The 25,356-nt window shown below is 41.5% G+C and carries 23 protein-coding genes and 3 tRNA genes; 3 read left to right on the top strand and 23 right to left on the bottom strand.

From position 1 onward, the window contains the following. The 8 genes from KJA62_RS01175 to KJA62_RS01140 all read right to left on the bottom strand — a co-directional run bounded on the left by KJA62_RS01175 (position 1) and on the right by KJA62_RS01140 (position 8,125). Positions 1 to 447, bottom strand: a complete 447-nt coding sequence (locus KJA62_RS01175; RefSeq protein WP_213318222.1) for a hypothetical protein — start codon at positions 445 to 447, stop codon at positions 1 to 3. Positions 448 to 454: 7 nt separating this feature from the next. Beyond that, positions 455 to 880 (bottom strand): ATP synthase subunit C, encoded by a 426-nt coding sequence (locus KJA62_RS01170; RefSeq protein ID WP_213318221.1) that lies wholly within the window; start codon positions 878 to 880, stop codon positions 455 to 457. A 100-nt stretch (positions 881 to 980) separates the two neighbouring features. Then, the gene (locus KJA62_RS01165; protein ID WP_213318220.1) at positions 981 to 2,924 is read right to left on the bottom strand and encodes a V-type ATP synthase subunit I; all 1,944 of its coding nucleotides are present in this window, start codon (positions 2,922 to 2,924) and stop codon (positions 981 to 983) included. Next, positions 2,914 to 3,540 (bottom strand): V-type ATP synthase subunit D, encoded by a 627-nt coding sequence (locus KJA62_RS01160; RefSeq protein WP_213318219.1) that lies wholly within the window; start codon positions 3,538 to 3,540, stop codon positions 2,914 to 2,916. Before KJA62_RS01160 ends, KJA62_RS01165 begins: the two co-directional genes overlap by 11 nt. Positions 3,541 to 3,546: 6 nt before the next feature. After that, positions 3,547 to 4,851 (bottom strand): V-type ATP synthase subunit B, encoded by a 1,305-nt coding sequence (locus KJA62_RS01155; RefSeq protein ID WP_213318218.1) that lies wholly within the window; start codon positions 4,849 to 4,851, stop codon positions 3,547 to 3,549. A gap of 4 nt (positions 4,852 to 4,855) precedes the next feature. Next, a complete protein-coding gene (locus KJA62_RS01150; RefSeq protein ID WP_213318217.1) occupies positions 4,856 to 6,634 on the bottom strand; it encodes a V-type ATP synthase subunit A in 1,779 nt (592 codons plus the stop codon). Continuing rightward, on the bottom strand, positions 6,628 to 7,428 hold the full coding sequence (locus tag KJA62_RS01145; RefSeq protein WP_213318216.1) for a DUF2764 family protein: 801 nt from the start codon (positions 7,426 to 7,428) through the stop codon (positions 6,628 to 6,630). Before KJA62_RS01145 ends, KJA62_RS01150 begins: the two co-directional genes overlap by 7 nt. Before the next feature lie 49 nt (positions 7,429 to 7,477). Next, positions 7,478 to 8,125, bottom strand: coding sequence for a V-type ATP synthase subunit E (locus KJA62_RS01140; RefSeq protein WP_213318215.1), 648 nt, complete (start codon positions 8,123 to 8,125; stop codon positions 7,478 to 7,480). A 134-nt stretch (positions 8,126 to 8,259) separates the two neighbouring features. On the opposite strand from KJA62_RS01140, the gene KJA62_RS01135 reads away from it, so the two are divergent. Next, entirely contained in the window at positions 8,260 to 8,958 is a 699-nt protein-coding gene (locus tag KJA62_RS01135; RefSeq protein WP_213318214.1) for a hypothetical protein, read from the top strand. 16 nt (positions 8,959 to 8,974) lie between these two features. Here the strand turns inward: KJA62_RS01135 and KJA62_RS01130 are convergent, their stop codons facing one another. The 14 genes from KJA62_RS01130 to infA form a co-directional block, all read right to left on the bottom strand. Continuing rightward, the gene (locus KJA62_RS01130) at positions 8,975 to 9,397 is read right to left on the bottom strand and encodes a ferredoxin (protein WP_213318213.1); all 423 of its coding nucleotides are present in this window, start codon (positions 9,395 to 9,397) and stop codon (positions 8,975 to 8,977) included. Positions 9,398 to 9,473: 76 nt separating this feature from the next. After that, positions 9,474 to 10,457: a transaldolase gene (gene tal / locus KJA62_RS01125; RefSeq protein ID WP_213318212.1), complete on the bottom strand. Its 984-nt coding sequence runs from the start codon at positions 10,455 to 10,457 to the stop codon at positions 9,474 to 9,476. A 200-nt stretch (positions 10,458 to 10,657) separates the two neighbouring features. Next, positions 10,658 to 14,815, bottom strand: coding sequence for a DNA-directed RNA polymerase subunit beta' (rpoC, locus tag KJA62_RS01120; RefSeq protein WP_213318211.1), 4,158 nt, complete (start codon positions 14,813 to 14,815; stop codon positions 10,658 to 10,660). 27 nt (positions 14,816 to 14,842) lie between these two features. After that, on the bottom strand, positions 14,843 to 18,601 hold the full coding sequence (gene rpoB / locus KJA62_RS01115) for a DNA-directed RNA polymerase subunit beta (RefSeq protein ID WP_213318210.1): 3,759 nt from the start codon (positions 18,599 to 18,601) through the stop codon (positions 14,843 to 14,845). A 136-nt stretch (positions 18,602 to 18,737) separates the two neighbouring features. Then, positions 18,738 to 19,133 carry a 50S ribosomal protein L7/L12 gene (rplL, locus tag KJA62_RS01110; protein ID WP_213318209.1) on the bottom strand — a complete coding sequence of 132 codons (396 nt, stop codon included), beginning with the start codon at positions 19,131 to 19,133 and terminating at the stop codon, positions 18,738 to 18,740. 43 nt (positions 19,134 to 19,176) lie between these two features. Beyond that, positions 19,177 to 19,692 carry a 50S ribosomal protein L10 gene (gene rplJ, locus KJA62_RS01105; RefSeq protein ID WP_213318208.1) on the bottom strand — a complete coding sequence of 172 codons (516 nt, stop codon included), beginning with the start codon at positions 19,690 to 19,692 and terminating at the stop codon, positions 19,177 to 19,179. Between the two features lie 11 nt (positions 19,693 to 19,703). Beyond that, positions 19,704 to 20,399, bottom strand: a complete 696-nt coding sequence (gene rplA / locus KJA62_RS01100) for a 50S ribosomal protein L1 (RefSeq protein ID WP_213318207.1) — start codon at positions 20,397 to 20,399, stop codon at positions 19,704 to 19,706. Between the two features lie 36 nt (positions 20,400 to 20,435). Continuing rightward, the gene (gene rplK, locus KJA62_RS01095) at positions 20,436 to 20,867 is read right to left on the bottom strand and encodes a 50S ribosomal protein L11 (protein ID WP_213318206.1); all 432 of its coding nucleotides are present in this window, start codon (positions 20,865 to 20,867) and stop codon (positions 20,436 to 20,438) included. Positions 20,868 to 20,977: 110 nt separating this feature from the next. Further along, positions 20,978 to 21,526, bottom strand: coding sequence for a transcription termination/antitermination protein NusG (gene nusG, locus KJA62_RS01090; RefSeq protein WP_213318205.1), 549 nt, complete (start codon positions 21,524 to 21,526; stop codon positions 20,978 to 20,980). Positions 21,527 to 21,530: 4 nt separating this feature from the next. Beyond that, complete coding sequence (gene secE, locus KJA62_RS01085) at positions 21,531 to 21,776, bottom strand: preprotein translocase subunit SecE (protein ID WP_213318204.1); 246 nt, start codon at positions 21,774 to 21,776, stop codon at positions 21,531 to 21,533. Between the two features lie 30 nt (positions 21,777 to 21,806). Further along, positions 21,807 to 21,879 (bottom strand) — tRNA-Trp (locus KJA62_RS01080). 41 nt (positions 21,880 to 21,920) lie between these two features. Next, on the bottom strand, positions 21,921 to 23,105 hold the full coding sequence (gene tuf, locus KJA62_RS01075) for an elongation factor Tu (RefSeq protein WP_213318203.1): 1,185 nt from the start codon (positions 23,103 to 23,105) through the stop codon (positions 21,921 to 21,923). 49 nt (positions 23,106 to 23,154) lie between these two features. After that, a tRNA-Thr gene (locus tag KJA62_RS01070) sits at positions 23,155 to 23,226 on the bottom strand. A gap of 73 nt (positions 23,227 to 23,299) precedes the next feature. After that, positions 23,300 to 23,521, bottom strand: coding sequence for a translation initiation factor IF-1 (gene infA / locus KJA62_RS01065; protein ID WP_213318202.1), 222 nt, complete (start codon positions 23,519 to 23,521; stop codon positions 23,300 to 23,302). 301 nt (positions 23,522 to 23,822) lie between these two features. On the opposite strand from infA, the gene KJA62_RS01060 reads away from it, so the two are divergent. Then, positions 23,823 to 24,797 carry a hypothetical protein gene (locus KJA62_RS01060; protein WP_213318201.1) on the top strand — a complete coding sequence of 325 codons (975 nt, stop codon included), beginning with the start codon at positions 23,823 to 23,825 and terminating at the stop codon, positions 24,795 to 24,797. Then, on the top strand, positions 24,787 to 25,251 hold the full coding sequence (locus tag KJA62_RS01055) for a SufE family protein (RefSeq protein WP_213318200.1): 465 nt from the start codon (positions 24,787 to 24,789) through the stop codon (positions 25,249 to 25,251). Before KJA62_RS01060 ends, KJA62_RS01055 begins: the two co-directional genes overlap by 11 nt. A gap of 25 nt (positions 25,252 to 25,276) precedes the next feature. Here the strand turns inward: KJA62_RS01055 and KJA62_RS01050 are convergent. Continuing rightward, a tRNA-Ile gene (locus KJA62_RS01050) sits at positions 25,277 to 25,349 on the bottom strand. Between the last annotated feature and the right edge of the window lie 7 nt (positions 25,350 to 25,356).

The raw sequence follows: 25,356 nt of genomic DNA, 5'->3' as shown, positions 1-25,356 counted from the left end.
TTAATTTAACTGATTCAAGGTGCCGCCCCTAGTAACAGGAATAACTTCCGTCCACAAATGATGTGCGGAAGAAATAACTTCCTTACCGTCGGCCATTAGGACCGCCTTATAAGAAATAACTTCTTTAGCAGAATCCGATAGTTCTTGAGTTCTATAAACTTTATAACCCGAAAGTCCTTCCACTTCGTATGCTAACTTTTTGTGCTCCCCATCGCTATAATACACATTCAGAAGCAAGCTCAGAGAGGAAGAATGATATTTTTTCGGAAGAGACCAATTGATTACAACTTGCTTACCTAAAAAAACAGGGCTGAGGGATTCTTCCAGGCCGATTTTGGACGAAGCACAATCCTCCTCACAGATATACTCGGTAAAAGTATACAAGACTGGAGCCGTACACCCTGTCGAAACAAAAAACAGAAGAGCGAATACGACGGCGATCCCCAAAATAAACTTAGAAGAGTAGTAAAGCAAAAACGAAAGCAAAGAGCGCAAAAGATTCTACAATCCCTATAGAGGCTAAACATTTTCCGTACACAGAAGACGATCTTGAGTAAGCCTGTATACCACTTACACAACATTTTCCCTGCATAACCGAAGACGCCATCAACGCAACACCGACAGAAACACCTATAGCTATAGCCCCTATGGCACCCAACTTTCCGTCCTTGATAGCGTTTTGCATCAACAACATTAAGATGAATCCATAAATCGACTGAGAGGCCGGCATAGCCGACATGCCTATGATCTTTCCATGCCCTTCATCCATCCTGGACATTACAGCATGAGAGGCCACACCAGCAATCCCACATCCAACAGCACTCCCGATCATAGCCATGCCTAAAAGTAAAGCAGGCCCTACAACTTCTAGAACAACCATATCTTACCCCGATTATATGCTTACCCTTTTTGGAGCCGAAAAAACGAAACAAAAAGGGGAATGTTACCAAAATTAAGATTTATGAGTAAGAAAAACCACTTTACTCATCTTCATAAGCAGCCTGACGAAAAGGCTTTAACATCCTACCACCACCCTCAAAACAGTAGTGATACCATTCAATAAAGTTTAATCTTAAGCCATGAATAACGCCACCCATGATGGACAAAATTATGTTCACCGAATGTCCCAGTAAAATCACTAAAGCTCCCAAAACCCCGGAGACCTTGGCTCCCATGCTATTAAAAGTTGCACCCATCATAGCCCCGGCAAGACCTAAAGCATAAATTCTGAGGTAAGAAAGAACGTCAGAAAACACCTGAATAACTACAGTGAGTTCTCCTACTCCTTTCCACTTGTCTCGAAAAACGGCTATTAATGTAGATAATCCGATCCCTCCTAAGAGAAGATATAAACCCATTTCTCCTCCAAAAAAGTAAGGAATCTTCAAGCAATAATGGATTAAAGAGACACAATTTAAATAGACAGGAAAGTATAGATACGCTCCAACAAGGAAACAAATCCACCCTAGGCCTGCTGGAGAACGACGCAAATTTCTCATCAGACCTACCATAATATGCATAATGCCGATAAACAAAGAAATTTCCATTAACACGTTATCAACGAATTTATCGTAGATAAGAAACCTAACTTCTTCTCCTCCACTTTTTGACCCTTTAGCCATTAAAAACTCCTCTGGAGAAGTTTTTTCTTTTAGTAAAGGGTACTCTACTATCAATTTTTTATAAGAGGACGGTTTTGCTTCCAAAAAATACTCCGCCTTCTTCAAGGCGAGAAAGCGAGTCAAAGAAATCTCACTCATTATATTGTTTGAAGAAAAAGAAACTCCGAAAAAAGACGCAGTAGCTAGCCCCCAAATAATGCAACAACTTCCCAAAATAGTCGCCATCTTAAGAAAGCGCTTCTTCACTTTACTCAGTTTCTTTTTGGAACGGACTCTAAACCACAAGGCTGAAAATAAAAATAGTAATCCATACCCAGCATCATTGATAATCATGGAAAAGAATAAGGCAAAGGAGACAAAAACCCATGTAGAAGGATCTGAATCAGAGGATGAAGGTGTATCATAAATGTTTACTAAGTCCTCACCCATGGACCCTAGTCCTTCATTTTCTAGGTACGTCGGAACCCTTTCCCCCTCATCTGGAGAAACCTCTTCCATCCAAACGCCGTGGACTCTACATATCTCAGATAATTTTTCCATATGATTGGATACAACCCAACCCGTTATGGAGAAAATTTTATCATTAAAAATGGATGTGCTGCACTTTTCAACATTCAATAGATTTGTAAAGTTTACCCTTTCGTACAGATCCTTTATAATTAGAGGTAGAGCAGAATGTAGTTCTATTAAGCGATTACTCTTTTCTCGGATTTTCTTTTGAATTTCAGCAATTTCCTCTTGCAACTCCGGAAAAGACTGTTTGATGACAATCTCTGTATATTTATCTTTAGGAAGATTAACCACGCCGATCACTGCGTAATAATCAAAATTATGTGCTGTTGATATATAAAAAACATTCTCATCGTTAACCTCCATGGAATCTCCATCAATATGCTTGCGATAAAAATAACGGATAGATAATCCCGTGCGACGACTTAAATCTTCCACATCACAAGTTGAAAATCGACCTAAAGGCTGTACTCTGAGAATTTCTTTATTGACAGCTTTTAAAAGTTCTTTTAGCTTCGATATCTCTCTATCTAGCCCCAACACTTCATCGACAATTTCTTCCGCTGACTGATGAAAACTAGTTGCGTCAATTTTCAATTCTTCTAAGGAAAGCTCCATTCCGAGCTTACGTAAAATCTTTGTAGCTTCTGCGTGCTTACCGGAAACCCTGTCTGAGAAGACAATCTCCTTAGAAAAAAATTCTATGACCCCCAAACTACGACAATCTAAAAAGAAACTTTCTTTTACTTGAGAAGTAGCTACAAAAAGACATTTCTTGACATCAATCCTCATGAAGAGCCTCTTTTTTCTCCTCGATTTTCTTCTTAGCTATTTTGTTTTGCCCCACATCAACCATGGCCCTATCATTCAAGAAAATAGTTATCTTTTTCATAGCCTCCTTAGTTTCTGGAATTAGTTTTTTTTCAAACAAATTTACCCGAATAGAAACATTACGAAGTTCCGCATGCAAAATCTCATAACGCTCTTTAGCTATGGCTGACTTGATTTTAGATGCTACAAAATCCCTAGACAATGCAATTAATGTATCTGTCCATGCGGGTGTATCCAGAAGCGAGTAAGCAGAACTCTTCATTTCGATACCACGGAAAACAGGAACCTCTACTCCAGCTATGTTCTCTACTTCTTTATCTACTTTAGAAACCTGAAAACTTCCTTCAACGTTATGGATGTAGAGAGGTATGCTGAATAACTCTGCCATAGCGTACACTTGGTGTTTTATTGACTCATACTCTCTCTCACAAAATTCGTGCTCCGCTAAAGCCGTTTGAACTTCTGATTGTAACAAAGCTTTTTTAAGCTTCAGTGTCGGCAAGTAAGCTTGCAACCACTCCAGTTTGGACTTTCTGACGCGAAATTCATTCTTTGTTAGCTTTAAAGGTGTTGTCATAGCATCCTATCTGGGCCAAAACTTATCTATTAGCTGTTGCTTGATCCCTGTCTCTTCTGGGTAAAAGGAATTTCTGAGGATCTGCCAACCAATATCCAAAGCCTTTTCCAACGCTATGTTGACATTCAGATCCATCAATCGAGATTCAAATTGCTCAGAAAAACTTAATAATTTTTGATCCCACTTAGACAATTTGAAGCCCATGGACATCCTTTCCATGGCTTTACGGGAGTCTGCATATAAACGAATCAATGTATTTGCTAGATCTCCATGATCTTCCCTTGTAGCCTTACCTATTACAAGTTGCTTCAAACGAGAAAGAGATCCAAAAGGATCTATGCAGCCCCCTCTCAAGTAAAATTGCCCCTCAGTGATATAGCCCGTATTATCAGGAACCGGATGCGTAACATCATCTCCGGGCATAGTAGTAACAGCTATAACCGTTATCGATCCTCCTTGGGCAATCTCTACAGCTTTTTCGTAACGAACAGCTAGATCTGAATATAAAGATCCCGGATAACCTCGATTAGCGGGAATTTGATCCATCGTGATGGATATCTCTTTAAGAGCATCAGCAAAAGCTGTCATATCTGTGAGGAGAACCAGGACATTTAACTTTTTATCAATGGCAAATCTTTCTGCACAAGCCAAAGCCATGTCTGGAACCAGTATGCACTCTACCGGGGCATCTACAGCTTTATGGGCGAAAATAATACATTTATCCAACAGTCCGGTTCTTTTTGCCTCTTCTACCAAATAGCTGTAATCCACAAAGGTCAGCCCCATTCCCCCAATAATCACAACATCAGCATCTGTTTGGGCTGCAATACGCATAAGCAAAGCATTGTGCTTCTCTCCAGAGGAAGAAAATATAGGTATTTTTTGAGACCGAACCAAACAGTTAAAAACATCTATCATAGGAATGTTGGTCCGAACCATTTCCCTGGGAACAATACGACAGACGGGATTAAACGTGGGCGTAGATATCCCTATCGGATCTCCCATAATAGGTTCTTTATCATCATCTAAAGGTTTCCCTACTCCATTTAATCTCCTACCTAAAAGAGAATCCCCATAAACAACTTCCATAGAATGACCTAAAAAAGTTACCTTGTCTCCATTTGAAAGTCCTGAAGTACCCCCGAAAACTTGCAGGGTTACCTTGTTAGAGTCAAACCTTAGAACAGAGGCATAAGAAGAACGACCATCCGCGCGCTCTATTAACGCTAACTCCCCCAACGAAGTATCTTTGGCATCAACTGTGATAAGGTTGCCTTTTATATCCGTTATTTTTGTATAAATCGTCCGCATATCTTTAAGCCATTTTTATTTCCATTCTTGATTCCAGTAACTTCATAACAGCATTCAATCCTTCATTGTATTCCGAAGACTCAAACACGAAACCATTTAAAGTTTTGATCTTACTTTGAAGTTCTAAAAAGAAACTTCTAGCATCATCAACCTTCTCAAAGAAAAAATTAGCATCAAATATTTTGTTCATTAACTTGAACAAAGCCACTTGGCGGTCAAAAGAACAATAACTATCAACAGAATCAAATGCATTTTGCTGTAAATAGCAAAAATCATACAACTCTGCCTTTAGGTAAGTTTCCATATCCTGTAAGGATACTCCCTCTTCTCCTACAACTTCCATCCTTTTTCCTATCTCACTACCCTCACGGAGCAATCTGTATGACCTAGCAACCAAATCACCCCATCCCGATATTTTATCTTCCAAAATTTCTCCCACTTTTTCTAAGTATTTAGACCAAGAAATCATTGGGTCAATGGAAGGATATCTTCGAGCATCAGCCCTTGCTTTAGACAAGCCACAAAATGCTCCCACAACAGCTAATGTTGACTGGGTTACCGGTTCTTCAAAGTTTCCTCCAGCAGGAGACACAGATCCACATATAGTTAGGGAGCCTTCTACTCCCTCTCGATTTCTTACAACACCCCCTCTTTCATAAAAAGCGGCTATTCTAGATGACAAATACGCTGGAAAGGCCTCTTCTCCCGGAATCTCTTCTAATCGGCCAGAAATCTCCCTGAGCGCTTGAGCCCATCGAGAAGTAGAGTCTGCTAGCAATAAAACATCTAACCCCATCTGACGATAATACTCCGCAATAGTTACGCCCATGTAAACTGAGGACTCCCTAGACGCCACAGGCATAGATGACGTGTTACAAATAATACAAGTTCTGTCGATCAAAGATTTTTTAGTATGAGGATCTATCAGTTTAGGAAATTCCTGTAAAACTTCGACAACTTCCCCAGCCCTTTCTCCGCAAGCGCACATAATAACTATATCTACAGCCGCATACTTGGAAAGATGATGTTGCAATATGGTTTTTCCTGCTCCAAAAGGCCCTGGAGTACAAAAAGTACCTCCTTTAAGAATGGGAATTTGCGTGTCTAAAACCCGAAGCCCCACGCTCATAATTTCTTTACAAGGAATTTCCACCCCTTCTCGGAGAGGTTGCTTAATGGGCCATCTCTGAATCATTGTAAATTCATGCTCTGCACCGGATGCATCCCTTCCCTTAGCAATAACAGTATCTACTGTATACTCTCCCTCTGAAATCACCCAAGTCAACGTGACAGTCTGGAACAAGCTGTAGGGCACAGAAATCTTATGATCAAAAAGTCCTTCTTTAACAAATCCCAAAGCATCCCCCCTTTGAACAGACTGTCCCACGGATGCCTTAGGGATATATTTCCAAATTGTCTCTCTACAAATAGGAGAAACGTACTTTCCTCTTTGTAAAAACAAGTCCTCCTCGGCCAAAACTTCCAATCGATTCTGCAACCCATCAAAAATAGTTTTTAGCAACCCGGGTCCCAATTCTGCCTCTAAAAGATTACCAGAAAACATAACCTTATTGCCTCTAGAAACCCCTAACGTGTCTTCGAAAACCTGTATTTTTACTTCTTGGTTTATAACCTCTATGACCTCAGCCTTTAACCAAGCATCTCCTACATTGACATATGCAACTTCCCCCTGACGAACCGTTCCTTCAAACCGCACCCGCAACAAGTTGCCAAATGCTTCCACGACAACTCCTTGAGTTGTTTGTCCGCTACTACCTACCATGTCAACGACTTCTCCATTTCACCAATAAAATTCTTCCCTATCTCTATACTTGCCCTGGATCGTTTCAATGCCAACAGATACGAAACAGCTCTACCAAGAACTAGACCTGAGTCAAAATAATAATCTCTCATTAGCTCCTCTAGTTTGTAGAACTCATATAACTCCAAAGATCGATACAAAGTATGGGAAAGTCTACCATAATCTTCTAAACTGGCTTTCAAATCCCTAAATTCCCAAGGGAGTTCATATTGTGGCGCATCTTTTTGCATGAGAGTATGCAGAACTATTGGATCTGAATGATCTTCATTCCTCAAAACATAAGACATATCCAGCTGCATAGCTCTGGCCCTATACCCGGCCAGAACTATGCGTAAATTTTGTTTGAAAGAAAGATACTTACTAAGAAACCCATCACAGCGCTCGCTATAATGGACTAAAAAATCTCTAACCAATTGGGAATAAGACTGCAATCTTTCCTCGGAACTTTTATACATCTGTAGGAAATCTTTAAAAAAATCTTCAAATTCCTCGTTGGCTCCCCATTGCTCAAAACGCAGCAAATCCCCGACATTTTCCTTCGTGACTTCCCCAAAGGAGTGCCGTATCTCTTTACCATTCCAAAAAAAAGCAAAATTCTCGAGATCAAATAACCGCTTAATCAATTGGTATTTAACCCAATCCTCCCTAGAAAGATTCGTGACCAAAAGATCGTCTAAATCAGCCAAAGAAAATACAGCCTCCCCATCAGGCGATTGTACAGGCATGAAAGACGAAAGAAAATAATACTTAGTCATGAATACTGTCTTCTAAGAATACCAAATCTTTGTAAAGGCTTGCTAAAACTTATGTAGGAAACTCTTCACTCATAGAATCAGCAAAAATCATCTCCCGAAAATCTTTTTGAAGATAACGAATAAATAGCTCTTGCAAAGCTTCTGAAGAAAGATCCAAGATCCAGTGCCTATCATTCACCTTAAGCTGCACCCCACCTTGAAAATCTCCTAAAGTCACACTCTTACCCTTAAACTTTTCCGTTATTGTTTTCCCCAACAACTCATTAACAGATCTAGGTGTTAGTTTTTTGGAAATATAGCCAACCAATTGCCCCCTGACACCTTCAGTGTTTATGGCCTCGACCAATGCTGCCATAAGATCTGCAACAACTTTCTCTGAAGACAAGATAGAAGAAAGCCACTCTGAAAGATTCGCTTTAAAGAATTTTTCCTCCACAGCATGTCTAAGAGATTCCAAAGCCCTTTTCCCAGCCTGAGACAAAGCCTTCTCGGCTCTAACTATTTTATCTTGAGCCTTTCTTTCCGCTTCAGCTAAAAGAACCTCAGCTTTCCTGTTAGCCTCTTCTATAATCGCACTAGCTTGCCCTTTTGCTCCCTCCACGATGGAAGCAGCTTCTCTTTCAGCAGGCTCAAGGGTTTCTGTCCTTAAAGCATCACAAATACGTTTTAGCTTTTCATCAGAGTGCGACTCACCCATAACTCTTGCCTTTTAGTTGATCAATTTCAAGAAATCGGTTTCATATTAAAGAAAAATTGCTTTATCGTTCAACTAGTTAAGCAGCACAAATCTATGAATCAAAACCCGAATTACGTTAAATAACACTCTGAAAGATGAATTATTTTAATTTTTTTATTAGTCTCTTCTTCTTACTTTTCTGTCCCTTGGCTAGCACTGGAGGAGAACAAAGCAAAACGCGAAGACAAGTTCTGATCGAACGAAAAAAGAGTAGACAGCGCTCTTTTCATACATCAAATCTTAGTCGGAGGTACGAAAAAAAGTGCTCCAAGGAGAAACTTTGTGTCACGAAGGGCACCACATACTGTGGTGAAGACTATTCTATTCATCTGTCATCTGATTGGCAGTGCATAGAAGATAAGCAACAGCTGCCGGAAAAAATTGATTTACTTTTCATAGGAAAGGGCATAAGCTCCCTGACCCCCACCATCAATGTAGCTTCCGAACTAACACAAAAAAACTCTACGGAATATGCGGAAGAAATCATTTCTTATCATCTGCAGGACCCTAACACTTTTTCTTCCTCCGTGTTCTCCACCGTACGTTCCCCTTGCTGTGAATTTATAATCATCAAAACAGAAAAAAACTCCTGCTGGGGACAGGTCGTCTTCTTACAAGCCGTGACCGTAAAAAATAGGAAGGTCTATCTGTTTAATTGTATGTCGGCCTGGGATGATTTTCCCAGCATTTCTCAAGAGTTCCTAAAAACGGTTACTTCTTTCCAGTTAAAAGAAGGGAGAGACATGTCCGGGGATGAAATCCTAGAGCAGGCACTCAGAGGTATAAATAAATAAAAATAAAACTTAACTTTTAAATATCAAAGTCAGAAGCAGCAGAAGCCCCTGCCGCAGCTAAACAAACAACTTCTCTTGCGAGAGGTTCTTGGCGTAATGCATCAAAAATACACTCAATAAAAAACTTCTTACCTTCAAGCTCAAGCGATAATCGCAAAGGAAACCTCGTAAGCAATAAATTGAAAGGAACTTCTACAGTGGCTTCTCCAACTGAAACCCCAACAGACATAGTGCCCAAAATATCCCTAGACGCCGAGATCTGCTTACACAAGTCTCTAAAATCCCTTAGCATCCTACCTTCCGACTCTTCATCTAATCGGTAAACCGCACCACAATGAGGACAAGAAAAACCAGAATAAGACAAAGCCGAAGGAAAGAATGATACATGTTCCTCGTTGCACTTAACACAAAGAAACTTTAACGCAACATTCTCATCCATTCATTCTCTCCAAAAACCGAAATAAAACCCCTTCCAGCACCACTTTCTGGCCTACATCACCCCTAATAAAAGGAATCTACTTCACCCCTTCCGAAATCAATCTGATAAACTCCGTTATCGAAGCGTCCAAAACTTGGGTATCTGAAGCAAATATCCTAATACCTTCTGACAACTTGTCCGTCGCCATTATATCCTCATTTAGAAGGTAGCGAAATACACTTTCCGTCAAATTAATAGGATCAATCTGTAGTGTGTTGGCCATATCTTCTGAAAGCTTCCGCTCCACCTTATCTTCGGATTGCTGCAACTCTTCCAAAAGCTTAGGAGAAATCGTGAGAAGGTCACAACCAGCCAAAGCCAAAACTTGCTCCTTGGTACGGAAAGAAGCGGCCATAATCTCTGTGGAAATCTTGAACTTCTTATAGTACGCATAGATATTGGTTACAGAAACAACTCCAGGATCATTATTTATGGAGTAATCAGCCTCACCATAATGAGCTATCCACCAATCATATATACGTCCGACAAAAGGAGAAATTAAAGTAACTTTAGCTTCGGCAGCGGCAATAGCCTGCATCAAACTAAAAACCAAAGTAATGTTGCATTTAATCCCCTCGCTTTCTAAAAAACCAGCGGCACGGATTCCCTCCCAAGTACCAGGGAGTTTTATTAAAATCCTATCTTTAGATATTCCCATAGCTTCATAAAGGCTCATAACAAACTTGGCCCTTTGAACCATGCCCTCCGTGTTAAAGGACAATCGAGCATCTATCTCCGTCGAAACTCTTCCGGGAACTTCTTTTAAAATCTCTGCGCCAATATTCGCCAAAATCTTATCTTGAATGAACTGTAAAGTTTGAACTTCATCCCCATTCTGTTTAATTCCCCAGTAAACAGCCTCATTAAGAAGCTCCGTGTACCTCTCATCCTGTGCTACGCGAAGAACCAAAGATGGATTTGTAGTAGCGTCCCTAGCTCCAAACTTCTTAATTAAAGAGGAATCAGCAGTATCACAAGAAATAGTACTGAACTCTTTAAGTTGATCTAGCTGATTTGCCATGACGCACCTACTTTTATCTAAATCCTTTTTCAGGGAATCTAACAAAAAGATACTTTACTATCAAGGAAGCGAAGAATTTAATTAGAGAAACAAACAACCAGGAGCCACCGAACCTTTCTTAGATTGACGACCACAGTCAAACACGAACCTTAAAGCACGAGCAGACACCATAAACACTAGGGCGTCTGCCCAAAACAATTCTACTCGTCAGAAAAATCAAATACCAATTCTTCCTGTTCCTTTTCCAGGTACTGCTTGACTCGACAGTGTGTTTCGAACCCTGTTCCGCCAGGAATCATATGCCCCATAATCACATTCTCCTTGAAACCGAGCAGATAGTCTGTCTTGCTACTACATGCAGCCTCAGTAAGAACCCGAGTAGTATCCTGGAAGGATGCTGCCGAAATAAAGGACTCTGTTCCCAAAGATGCTTTTGTAATACCTAAGAGAACTGGAACAGCTTGGGCTGGCTTACCCCCATCTTCTTCTGTTTTCCTGTTCTCCTCATAAAACTCTTTCTTATCTACATCTTCCCCGAACAAAAGCGTCGTGTCGCCTGGATCCGTGATACGAACCTTCTGCAACATCTGTCTAACAATAATTTCGATATGCTTGTCATTGATATCCACACCTTGCAGTCGATAAACTTCCTGAACTTCATTGACAAGATAACGCTGCAGCTCACGAACCCCACAAATTTCCAAAATCTCATGAGGAACAACTAACCCATCAGTAAGTTGCTGGCCTTTCAGAACACTATCCCCTCGCTGAACGATCAAATGCTTGGTTAGAGGAATAAGATGTTCCTCTTCCATTCCCGTGACTTCATCTCTGACCACAACAATACGCTTATTCTTTTGCACGCCCTTGAAGTCTACAACTCCGTCAATTTTAGCTATATCAGCAGCATCTTCTGGTTTTCTGGCTTCCACTAACTCAGCAACCCTAGGCAAACCTCCTGTAATATCTTTAGTCTTGATCGCTCCCCTAGGCAACCTAGCTAAAAGCATTCCCGGGGCCACTCGCTGACCTTCTTCCACGGATATAATAGCCCCGGAAGGAATGGCATAAGTGCCTATCAACTCTGTCAAAGCAGGATCATTGTAAATAACAATTTGAGGGTGTAATTCTCCTCGGTGCTGCTTAACAATTAATTCCACCAAACCTGTATTCTTATTCACAACCTTTTCAGTAGAAACACCCTCTACCAAATCTTCGTACTTCACAAATCCAGGCTTATCACAGATGATAGGTATATTATGAAGTTCTACTTCAGCAATCTTTTGCCCTTTAGAAATCTCTTCCCCGTCACGAGCCAACAACTTGACTCCTAGCTCCACAGGAATCGTTTCCAAACTTTCTATGGACTTAGTGCTCAAAAGTTTTTTGTATTCTTCTAAACTTCTGCCATCATTTCTGACAATGTGCAAAGCACCTTTCTTGTTTAGCACAAGGTTATTCCCATCTTGCCCTTCCACTACCCTTAAGTTCATGTAAACCAAGACACCGTCATGATCAGAAACAATTTCAGGAGTAGAGGAAGTTGCCGCGATACCCCCCAAGTGGAAAGTTCTCATGGTCAGCTGAGTTCCAGGCTCCCCAATGGATTGCGCTGCAATAATCCCCACAGCTTCACCCATGCCAATGAGCCGACCATTGGCTAAATTCAGTCCGTAACACTTAGCACAAACCCCTCTTCGACTCTCACAAGTTAAAGTAGAGAAAATCTTGACAGACTCTATACCAGAATCATCAATAGCTTCCGCTTGTACGGAAGTAATTACGTCACCCGCTTTCGCCAACAACTGACTCTTATCCCCTGGACGACAAATATCCTCAGCAACAGTTCTGCCATAAATACGATCCCTAAGAGACAACAGCTCCTCTGTTCCTTGACGAATGGCAGAAGTCTCAATACAATTTAAGGTTCCGCAATCGGGTTCCGTAATGATAACGTCTTGAGCTACGTCAACCAATCTTCTCGTTAAATATCCAGAATCTGCAGTCTTGAGAGCGGTATCTGCTAATCCTTTGCGAGCTCCGTGAGAAGAAATGGAATACTCTAATACTGTCAATCCTTCTCGGAAGTTGGAGGTAATAGGAGACTCAATAATCGCTCCATTAGGCTTCGCCATTAATCCTCTAAGGGCACCTAATTGTTTCAACTGCGACTTATTTCCCCTAGCACCAGAATCTATCATCAAGAACAACGGGTTGTGTTTGCTATTTTGTTGCTTACTAATCTCAATATACAATGCATCAGAAAGAATATCCGAAACCTCAGTCCAAATACTAATGGTTTTAGAATGTCTTTCACCATCCGTGATAATCCCATCCTCATATTGTTTCTTAACAACAGCCACTTTTTCGTAAGCATCCTTTAAAACCTCTTCTTTCATAGGAGGAATTGTGACATCCTTCAGCCCCATCGAAATAGCAGCTTTTGTAGCCTGAACAAACCCTAAATCTTTTAAATCATCAAGAAACTTAACTGTAGCCTCTAGCCCAACCTTCTTGTAACACTCCAAAATCAGCTCACTAATTCTTTTGCTGGGCATGCTGTAATTCTGAAACCCTAGTTCTCTGGGGACTATCTGATTGAACAACACTCTACCTGGCGTAGTTTCTATAATCTGGCCATCAATCCTTACTTTAATTACCTCATGGATGTGAAGTCCGCGCCCCGTTTCGTCTCTTCTTCCTGGAAGCTCTTCATCTATGAAGCCCCCATTATTCAGAGCTACCAAAACCTCTTTTTCTCCACTAAACACTTTAGTCTTTTCTGGGAAAAACGTAGGATCTGCCATTAGATAGTACAGGCCTAACGTCATATCCTTAGAGGGGATTGCAACAGGCTTTCCTGAAGATGGCAAGAAAATATTATCTGGAGCCATCATTAGCACCTTTGCTTCTAACTGGGCCTCAACAGACAAGGGCACGTGCACCGCCATTTGGTCTCCATCGAAGTCCGCGTTAAAAGCCGCACAAACTAGCGGATGCACTCTGATAGCTTTACCCTCAATCAAAACTGGCTCGAAGGCTTGAATACCCAACCTATGCAAAGTAGGGGCCCGGTTCAATAACACTGGATGTCCCTTAATTATTTCCTCTAAAACATCCCAAACCTCAGGCGCTCCTCTTTGAATCATTTTCTTCGCAGAACGAATAGTATAAACATACCCAAGATCCTTCAATCTCTTGATAATAAAAGGCTCAAATAGCTCTAAAGCCATTTCTTTCGGAAGGCCACACTGATTAAACTTCAGTTCAGGCCCAACAATAATCACGGATCGACCGGAGTAATCAACGCGTTTCCCTAAAAGATTCTGACGAAAACGACCGTTCTTTCCTTTTAACATTTCTGAAAGAGACTTCAGAGGCCTATTCCCAGCTCCCATCACTGGATGCCCGTGACGGCCATTGTCAAATAGGGCATCAACAGCTTCCTGAAGCATTCTTTTTTCGTTACGAACTATCACTTCTGGAGTTTTAAGCCTTAGAATCGCCTTTAAGCGATTATTCCTATTAATCACACGACGATAAAGATCATTGAGGTCAGAGGTAGCAAACCTCCCGCCATCAAGAGGAACTAAAGGACGAAGATCTGGCGGCACCACAGGAACATTCTTCAGAACCATCCATTCAGGTCGGTTAGAAGAAGAAACAAATCCTTCTACTATCTTCAAACGCTTAGCTAATTTCATTCTTGCCTGCTGAGACTTAGTCTTTCGTAGCTTATCCTTTAGGTCCACAAGGAGTGTTTGCAGGTCTTCACTCTTTAGCAAGTCGTAAACAGCCTCTCCCCCCATTTTAGCCACAAAGGAGTCTTTTCCCCACTTCTCAACCACTTCCCGGTATTGACTGTCATTAAGCAACTGTTTTTTTACTAAATCCGTCTTCCCTGGATCTATTACAACATGCTCTTCATAGTAGATCACTCTTTCTAAATCAGAAGCCGTCATACCCAGGACATTTCCAATTCTGGAGGGAGTTGTCTTAAAGAACCAAATGTGAACAACGGGGACGGCTAACTCTATATGAGCCATGCGCTCCCTACGAACTTTTGAAAGCGTAACTTCCACCCCACAACGATCGCAAACTATACCCTTGTGCTTAATCTTCTTGTACTTACCACAACAACACTCCCAATCCTTGGTTGGACCAAAAATTTTCTCACAAAAGAGCCCACCCTTTTCAGGTTTAAAGGTTCTGTAGTTAATCGTCTCTGGTTTCTTGATTTCTCCACAAGACCACTTGTCACGAATGATAGAGTCAGAGGCAATACCTATTTCTAATTTATCAAAAAGCCCTTCCTTCATAGCCAGGGCAGAAATGTCTCGAGAATTTTCTCCGAACATTAATCTTATCTCCAACAAGTGAAAAGTTTACGCTTCTACAACCAAAGGTCTGACATCAAGTCCTAGACCTTGCATTTCCTTAATTAATACGTTGAAGGATTCAGGAGTTCCTGAACGCAAGAGATTCTCCCCTTTAACTATGGATTCGTAAATCCTCGTCCTTCCTGCCACATCATCCGATTTGACAGTTAAAATCTCTTGAAGAACATGCGCTACTCCGTACGCTTCCAACGCCCAGACTTCCATTTCTCCAAATCTTTGTCCCCCCATTTGAGCTTTACCTCCTAAAGGCTGCTGGGTCACTAAAGAATATGGGCCTATAGACCTGGCATGAATCTTATCTGCAATCAAATGACTGAGTTTCAACATGTAAATATAACCCACTACAACCTTATTGTCGAAACGTTCTCCAGTCTTGCCATCATACAAGAAAGACTTACCATCTCTAGGCAAATCCTGCTCTAGCATCATATCCCAAATACGATCCTCCGGGAATCCTTCAAATACAGGGGTCTTTACATAAATACCCGTCGTCTTTGCTACATACCCAAGATGAGTCTCTAACACTTGTCCCAAGTTCATCCTGGAAGGCACTCCGAGAGGATTCAATATCATCTGAATTGTTTCCCCGTTAGGTAAATAGGGCATATCTGCTTCTGGAACAATTTTAGAAACCACTCCCTTATTTCCGTGGCGACCAGCCATTTTATCACCCACTTGCAACTTCCTTTTGGAAGCTACATAGACTTTCACTTGGCGAATCACCCCGTGATCAAGATCTGCATCCCCTTCTCGAATCTGCTCAATTTCTGTTTTGTAACCAACTTCTAACTTTTGTAAGTCAGTAGCATAATCCGTTAGTATGCTCTTCAGAACATCGTACAACTCGCACTGAGGCATCAGGAGATCAACTAAGTCTTCCTTCTCTATTCTCTCTATGACCTCTTGATCAAATACCTCACCCTTACCTAGGATAACTTCAGCAGTTCTCCTATGCAGGATGGCTTCTGGAGCCTTCTCGTTTAATAGCAAAGCACCAAGTTTTTCTCTGTATTCAACCTTAAGATCCGAAAGTTGAGCTTTGTACCCTTTTTGCAAATCTTTCAAGTGAACCGCTTCTTCTACTAACTCATCGTCAGTTTTCGACAAACGATCCTTCCGACTGAAGACTTTTACATCCATGACAACACCCTCTGTACCAGGAGGTACCGTCAAAGAAGCATCCTTAACATCCGCAGCCTTTTCTCCAAAAATTGCTCTTAGCAAACGCTCTTCTGGAGCTAATTCCGTTTCTGACTTCGGAGTAATTTTTCCCACCAGAATATCCCCTGGCTTCACTTCAGCTCCGATGCGGATGATACCATCTTCTCCCAGATTCGCTAAAACCTCTTCGGAAACATTCGGAATGTCTCGAGTAATCTCTTCTTTACCTAATTTGGTATCCCTAGCAGTTAGCTCGAACTCCTCAATGTACACAGAAGTATAAGTATCCTGTTTGATAAGCTTCTCTGAAATGATAATAGCATCCTCGAAGTTGTACCCATACCAAGGCATGAAGGCAACCAGAACATTCTTCCCTAAAGCTAACTCTCCCTTATCCGTAGCAGGACCATCCGCGATTACATCTCCCACAGAAACAACATCTCCAACGGAAACTAAAGGCGTCTGATTAATACACGTTCCCGAATTGGATCTTAAAAATTTCTTTAATTTGTAAGTTTTCTTAACCGTCGAATTGTACTTAGGAGCAATAACAATTTGGAAGCCATCCACGTAGTCAACAACTCCATCTTCTTCAGCTAAAACAATTGCTCCAGAGTCTTTCGCAGCACGAACTTCCAATCCAGTTCCCACAACAGGGGCTTCAGTTTTCAATAGAGGCACTGCCTGACGCTGCATGTTCGAACCCATAAGAGCTCTATTGGCGTCATCATGTTCCAAGAAAGGGATCAACCCAGTTACTATTGAAACCAACTGTTTCGGCGAAACATCCATATGAGTGACAGTAGCTGTATCCGCCTCAAAAGCCTCTCCTTTACAACGAGCCCAACAAACACTATCAACAAACATGTTGTACTCATCCAACCTAGCCGACGCCTGAGCTATAACACATTCTTCCTCTATATCCGCAGTCATGTACTCAATCTCGTCCGTGACTACACCACCTCTGACAATTCGGTACGGAGTTTCAATGAAACCAAACTCATTAATTTTTGCAAACGCCGATAGAGAAGTTATCAAACCAATATTTGGACCTTCTGGCGTCTCAATTGGGCATATTCTCCCATAGTGCGTGGAGTGTACGTCTCTGACTTCAAATCCAGCCCTTTCCCTATTTAACCCTCCAGGCCCTAAAGCAGACAATCTCCTCTTATGAGTCAACTCTGCAACAGGGTTCGTTTGGTCCATAAACTGAGACAACTGGGACCTACCGAAAAAGTCTTTTAAGACGCTAGCCAATCCTTTGGCCGAAACAATTTTACCCGGAGTCAAGGTGTCAGAAGAGAAATCAAATAAGTTCATTCTCTCTCGAACGATTTTTTCCATTCTAGCTAATCCTGAACGACACTGATTCTGAATTAACTCTCCAACAGAACGAACTCTTCTATTAGCCAAATGATCAATATCATCTACAGACGCACTCTCATCTCCCATTTTCAACTTAATCAGATATTTTAGAGCGCCTATCACATCTTCCTTTCTCAAAGTCACTTGGGAAAGAATCTCGTCGTTCGTTTCAAACCCAAGCTTACGATTCATTTTGTATCGACCAACCTTACCAAGATTATATCTCTTCGGGTCAAAGAAAAGACGCATGATTGTAGACCGAGCATTGGCTAAAGTAGCAGGCTCCCCAGGACGAACTTTTCTATAGAAATCTTTCAATGCAGCCTCATAAGAATCCGTAGGATCCTTAGCTAACATTTTTATGATCGGATGAGATTCATCTGCATCAAGAGCCACTTTTAATGAATCAACTCCAGCATCCAATATTCGCTTCAACATAGCTGTGGTTAGCTTCTCTCCGGCCTTACCCAAAACTAGAGAAGAGGACTCATCTGCGACATTATCAGCAAGAATCCTTCCAACTAAAACAGAAAAATCCTTCTCACTTTTTAAGGAGAAGGTATCCACCTTGAAAAACTCTTCTATAATGTCTGCATCGGAAGAGTATCCCAAAGCCCTAATAAAGGTCATAGCTAGAATTTTTCTTCGACGCTTCTTTCTATCGATGTAGATATAGATTAAATCATTAACATCAAAGATCGCTTCCAACCAACTCCCTCGATAAGGAATGATTCGGAAGGAAAAAAGGACACTTCCTTTTGAACGCTTTTCTTGCTCAAAGTTGATGCCAGGAGATCGGTGAACTTGAGAAACTACTACCCTCTCTGCACCATTGATGACGAAAGTCCCCTTGTCAGTCATGACAGGGATGGTCCCCATGTAGACTTCCTCTTCTTTAATTCCCGTCTCGTCTGTCAAACGAAATCGAACTTTCAGCGTCACATTATAAGTAATCCCCCTTCGGATACATTCCTCAGGTGAATACTTCGGCACACCCAAATTGTAAGAAAGATACTCTAATACAGTAGTTTCATTATAAGATTTAATAGGAAATATTTCCCTAAAAACCTCTTCTAGCCCAATATTCTCTCTCTCTTCAGCAAGCTTCCCTATCTGTAAAAACTGATTGTATGACTTAATCTGAATTTCTATAAGATTAGGAAGATCTAAAATGTCTTCCTTTTTGATGAAACTCACCCTCTCAGGGCACCTTAACATGCGTGATCTCCTAAACTAATTCGAATGCAACCAAGCTTTCTCCAAACAAGAGCACCTCAAATTTGGAGAAAACACACACGATATTCTTACGCAAACAAGACGAAGAAAATCTAAACGATATAAGAAGAAATACAGCCTACATGCCTTTGGCAACGGCTTTCGCTCCAGCCTCTTGTAACTTCTTAACCATATCCTCAGCATCAGCTTTAGAAGCTTTCTCCTTAACAGTTTTGGGCAACCCCTCAGTCATTTCTTTAGCTTCTTTGAGAGCCAATCCAGTCAATTCTCGAACAGTTTTGAGAACTCCAATTTTTTTATCTGCAGGAACTTCTTCAATGATTACCATAAACTCTGAAGCCTCAGCAGCAGCACCAGCATCACCAGTAGCAGCACCAGCAACAGGCATAGCCATCATAGGAGCAGAAGCAGTAACATCCCACTTTTCTTCCAATCTTTTCTTCAGATCAGAAAGTTGCAAAACGGTTAAACCGCTCAATTTTTCTACTAATTCATCCAAACATTCCGCAGTCACGTTAACACCTTTTTTCTACAAACTTAAACAAAACAATAGCTTCCTAAGAACTCTTCCCAGCTTTTTGCTCCACACAAGAAACAACTCCGGAAAGCACTGAGTTCATAACTCCAACAACACCTGAGAGCGGAGCTGATAATAAACCAACAAACTGTCCGCGCAATTCTTGCAATGAAGGCAACTTTGCAACACTCTCAACTTCTCTACCGCTCAAACAAGCATCATCTATCCTTCCACCAAGAAAGACTAAAGCATTTTCATTCTTCTTAGTAAAATTTAATACTTCTTTTGCAGCAGAAAGCATATCTTCATAAGCAAAAACAACACCCAAATGACCCTTTGAAGATTCTACAGGAATATCTAACCCAGCCGAAGCTAAGGCCTTAAAGAATATCCTCTTTTTCACAACCTCAAATTCAGCAGAGATCCCCGCCAAAGAGTTTCTAAAACTTCTGGTCTTAGCCGCATCCATTCCAGAATAGCCCATCAGAATAAATCCCCGAGACTCCGCTATCTTCTCTTCAACTTCGAGTAAAAGCAAATTCTTCTCTTCTTTCATAGTTCCACCCTCTATGCTACCGCAAGCTCACGAACATCAACCATAACTCCAGGCCCCATCGTAGACGAAACCACAAGAGAAACGAGATACTGCCCTTTGGCCGTAGCAGGCTTAGCCCTTAACACAGCGTGAACACAGGCCTCTATATTATCCCTCAACGATTGAGTCTCAAAAGACAACTTCCCGACACCTAAATTACAAACCCCAGATCGGTCAGCCTTAAACTCAACCCTCCCCTTCCTAAGCTCTTGAATAGCTTTAACAACATCAGTCGTGACAGTCCCAGCTTTAGGAGTAGGCATCAAATTCCTTGGCCCCAAAACCTTTCCTAATTTACCAACCTCTCTCATCATATCAGGAGTGGCAACCGCTACATCAAAATCAGTCCATCCACTCTTAACCTTTTCAACTAACTCATCACTACCCACATAATCAGCCCCAGCCTCTAGAGCCTCTCTAGCCTTATCTCCAGCAGCAAAAACCAAAACAGCGAGCTTCTTCCCCGTCCCACTAGGAAGCAACACCGACCCACGAACCTGCTGATCACTCTTTTTGGTATCCACCCCCAGCTTCATAGAGAGATCAACAGTCTGATCAAACTTGACTGAAGGGCAAGATTTTAAAATTTCTATAGCCTCCAACAAAGAGTACGAACGACTCGAGTCAAAACTCTTTGCTATGCTTTTCATTCTTTTTCCACACTTCATAACGCAATGCTCTAAACCTATTAACCCCGAACTAACCTAACCTTCTACCACATCTATCCCCATGCTCCGGGCCGTACCCGCAACCATCTTGATTGCAGACTCAAGCTTCACGACATCCATATCCTTCATTTTCTGCTCAGCGATAGCTTTCATTTGCTCTTGGGTGATCTTTCCAACTTTGTTTCTATTCGGAATCCTAGAACCGGATTCCAGCCCCAACACCTTCTTAATTAACGAAGACACCGGAGGCTGTTTCGTTATGAAAGTAAAACTTTTATCTGCATAAACAGTGATAACTACAGGCAAAATATCCCCAGCTCGATCCTGAGTGGCAGCATTAAACTCCTTACAGAACCCCATAATATTAACCCCAGCAGCCCCTAAAGCGGGACCTATAGGAGGAGCAGGGTTTGCCTTCCCCGCAGGAATCTGCAACTTAACAAGCTTAACTATTTTTTTATTGGACATACGAATAACCTTGAGTACGTTTGTACGTTCTTACATAAATTGACGAGAAAAAAACAGGAAGTCGGCATTATAAAAGGATCGACAATTAGAATGCACTATTTTGTTGAATTTTACTCAATTTCCTGTCCAGGAGCAACCTCTTCAACTTGCCAAAATTCCAAATCATCAACCCGAGTTTCTCGACCAAAGATGGAAACCATCACACTAAGCCGGCCTTTATCCTCAAAAACCTCTGAAACAACCCCAACGAAGTTCACAAAAACCCCATCATTGATTTTAACCCTAGACCCGACCTCAAACTTGTGCTTCTGGACAACTCCAGACTTCTTCTCTTCAAGATCGTTTAAAATATTTCCTACCTCTTCTTCGGAAAGAGCTACAGGCGTGGTTCCGCCAAGAAACTCTATCACCCCGTTAGTACCTTTAATATACAACCAAGATTCATCCGTTAAATGCATCTTTATCAAAAGATACCCTGGCCAAATCAACTTCTCGACCACTCTGTGCTCGCCTTTCTTTACTTCCATAACGTTTTCTATAGGCAAGACAATATCCTCGATGAACTCAGACATCCCCGAAGATTCCTTGAAGTCTTCTAAAGCTTTCTTAACTTTCTTTTCTTGAGCCGTGAAAACTTGTACGACGTACCACTTAAACATGCAATTAACCAAAAACCACTTTTACCAATTCGCCTATAGCAACAAGCACCTTTCGAATAGTTATATCGATCAAATAAATTGCCAATCCGCAAGAAAAAACACTCGCTAAAATAATTTTTAGACACCTCTTTAGGTCTTTCCTACTGGTCCACTCTATCTTTCTTATTTCGTCAGAAAAGCTCCCAGCAAATTGAGAAGCTTTTTTGAAATACGCTGCTCGAGAACTTATACTTTTTTGACCCTGTTTCATAAACGAACTTTCAGAACTTATACTTTACAACGGGTGCGAAGGGAATCGAACCCCCGACCGGCGGCTTTGGAGGCCACTGCTCTACCAGCTAAGCTACACACCCAGAGAGCGCAGAATCCCTGCGCTCACTGCTATTGCAAGAACCTACTCAACAATCTTTGAAATTGTTCCAGCTCCAATCGTCCTACCGCCTTCCCGAATAGCAAATCTCATTCCTTCTTCGAGAGCCACAGGACAAATCAGCTCCACTTTAATCTCAACATTGTCTCCAGGCATAACCATCTCTACATTCTCAGGCAAAGTAACTACACCCGTAACGTCCGTTGTCCTAAAGAAGAACTGAGGCCTATAACCACTGAAGAAAGGTTTATGCCTTCCGCCCTCTTCTTTCTTCAAAACATAGACCGCAGCCTGAAACTTCGTGTGAGGTTTAACGCTCCCAGGCACACACACAACCATTCCGCGCTCAACCTCATTCTTTCCAATACCTCTGAGAAGCAAACCTACATTCTCTCCAGCGTGCCCCTCTGGAAGCTCTTTTCGGAACATCTCAACCCCAGTAACGATAGTGTCTTTAGTCTCTCCAAGACCTACAAGCTGAACCTTGTCAGAAACTTTAACTACCCCTCTTTCAATACGCCCCGTTACTACAGTTCCTCGACCGGAAATAGAGAAAACGTCTTCGATAGGCATTAAGAAAGGCTTATCAATCTCCCTTTGGGGGGTTGGAATGTTATCATCAACAGCCTGCATTAGCTCCCGAATTTTTTCTACATATTGAGCATCTCCCTCTAAAGCCTTGAGAGCAGAACCTCTAATTATAGGACAACCTTTATAACCCCTTTCCTCCAAAAGCTCGGAAAGCTCCATCTCAACCAAATCGACCAACTCACTGTCCTCGCCAGAAATCATGTCAATCTTGTTCAAGAAAACAACAATATATGGAACTCCAACTTGCCTTGCCAATAGAATATGTTCTTTAGTCTGAGGCATAGCACCATCTGTAGCAGAAACCACCAAAATGGCCCCATCCATCTGAGCCGCTCCCGTAATCATATTCTTTACATAGTCAGCGTGCCCCGGACAGTCAACGTGCGCATAGTGCCTGTTAGGTGTTTCATATTCCACGTGAGAAGCTGTGATGGTAATTCCACGAGCCTTCTCTTCTGGAGTATTGTCGATCGAGTTATAATCGCGAAAATCAGCCAACCCATCACCAGCCAATGCCTTCGTAATAGCCGCTGTCAAAGTAGTTTTACCGTGGTCAACGTGCCCAATTGTTCCAATGTTTACGTGGGGCTTTTTTCGCTCGAAAGTTTCTTTCGACATCTTTCAGAATCCTCTTTATATATTAATTTATTCTACCTGTTCCTACAAATGCCCAGAATAGGAATTGAACCTACGACCGCTTGCTTACCATGCAAGTGCTCTACCACTGAGCTATCTGGGCTCGTTCAAGACCGAAGCGTCATAGAAGATAGCCTAGTCTATGTAACCAATTTTAAAACATCAACAGAAAACCTCTAGCGATGTCTATAGACGACCCTTGCTTTGGTTAGGTCATAAGCTGACATCTCCACAGTCACACGATCCCCAACCAAGAGCCTGATATTACTCATACGCATTTTCCCGCACAAATGGGCCGTAACGGGCATCCCGTTTTCCAGGACCACTCGAAAACTCATGTTCGGGAGCAATTCTTTAACCTGTCCCTCTAGAACTATAGTATCTTCTTTCTTAGCCATAACCCTGCTTTCGACATCGCAAACTGTAAAAACGAATTTTTACCCCCTAAAAGGCAACCCAAAAGGGCCGGAATAGAATCGTAAAAAGAAAAAAGTATATTCGACAACAAGAAAAAGTCAAATGAGTTCCTACTAGGAGAAAATAATAATCCCTTCTTTTAAGAGACTACTGTATTAAAAACACTTTTCTTCCCTAAATCATTTATTTAGAAAAATCAAAAAGGATAAAGAAAAAACTTTCTCTTTAGAATTAAAGAGATCATTTTTAAAATAATGCCTTTTAACTTAAAACCAAAACAGAATGAGCGTCCAGTCTATCAACAATGCCTTTCCAGAACCCCCGTCCTCGTTAGAGTTCCCTCCTAAATCTCCTGCGGATGACCCTTCTGAGTCTGAGATGATCGGTCGGTTTTCGAAATCAAGACTATTGGAAGCCCCTCCTATTACAGATCTAGAGGTAATTCCTTTGCAAAAAACCTCTTCTTCAGGAATCTCCGGCCGGCTGTTTGTCATCACAGACAAAATAGGAGAATTTCTCAAGGCTAATTGGAAATATATCCTACTATACATGCTTGCATGGGCCCTCATTTTGGCCTGCCATTTTACTGTAGCCATGACACTTACAATTTGGCTTTGTATCGGATTTGCTGCAGGAATTGTTATAGGCATCGTATCCGCTACAGTTCTGGATAAAGAAAATAAACATAAAGAAATCAATAGTCTTTGGAATCTTCTAAACCACGGTATTACCCAGCTGGATCAAAACGGGACAAGACAAGTTTTGCTGGCTACCATGGTAGCTTCAATCTCAGGACTTATCTACATGATTCCAGAAGTTGTGGGATTTTTGATTGGAACGTGCATTGGAAACCAAATATCCATACAAACTTGTTACGGAATCCGATTGGGACAAGATGCTGTCCAAAGTCTATATGATCCCGACGATTTCGAAAAAAGGACTAACGCTATTCAACACTCCATCAATGAATGTCAAATTTTTCGGAATTTGTTAATTAATCAGGAAATGCTTTCTCTCCTACTGAAAAAGCACCAAAAAGCTGCAGTAGAAAATGCCCCTACTTTTACTGTACCACTGAAGCTTACTGGCTTAATGAGTAGAATTTATGACTTCAGCAACCCAGAAGCACCTAAACCCATTAGCCTAAGCGACCCTAAAACAGCTATCGAACTTTTGGAAAAGAGCATTTTGGCCCTATCAGTCCGCTTGGCTAGTATAAACGAAACCCCGGAAAGGATTGTAGAAGATGAATCTTGAAATTATCGATGTAGAAAACCTTTCTTGCCTAGAAAAGCAGCATTTTCTTGTCTCTATGCTTAACAAGTTAACTTCTAAAGAGTCCTTCTACCAAGCTCTCATAAATCTGGGTAGGGAGCCCTCTCCCTTTGTTCCGGATGAGAAGGTAGAAAAAAATTTGGTCAGGGGGTGTCAAAGCGAATTATACTTGAGTTGTTGCCTATTGGAGAGTAAATTATCCTTTTCCGCTTTCTCTGAAGCTCTTCTATCCATGGGTATGACTAGATTATTCCTGATCTCTTACTCTGGAGAAACTGCACAAACCCTATTCACTGTCCCTCCTATTTTTTCGAAGAAACTACAATTCTACTCAGCGATATCCTTGGGAAGACAACAAGGAATGGAAGCCTTATTCCTAAAGATGAAACTCCTAGCAATACAAGCAACGAGCGCTCAAAATACAGAACACCGCTAGCCTCGCTTTCCAAAAGAAGAACCTTTGGGGCAGCCTGGATTTGAACCAGGGACCTACGGGTTATGAGTCCGCAGCTCTAACCGCTGAGCTACTGCCCCAAGGAGG

This window comes from Chlamydiifrater volucris (assembly GCF_902806995.1).
GTDB lineage: Bacteria > Chlamydiota > Chlamydiia > Chlamydiales > Chlamydiaceae > Chlamydiifrater > Chlamydiifrater volucris.
Note: the sequence above shows the minus strand (reverse complement) of the source record. Positions and strands in the feature narration are given on the sequence as shown.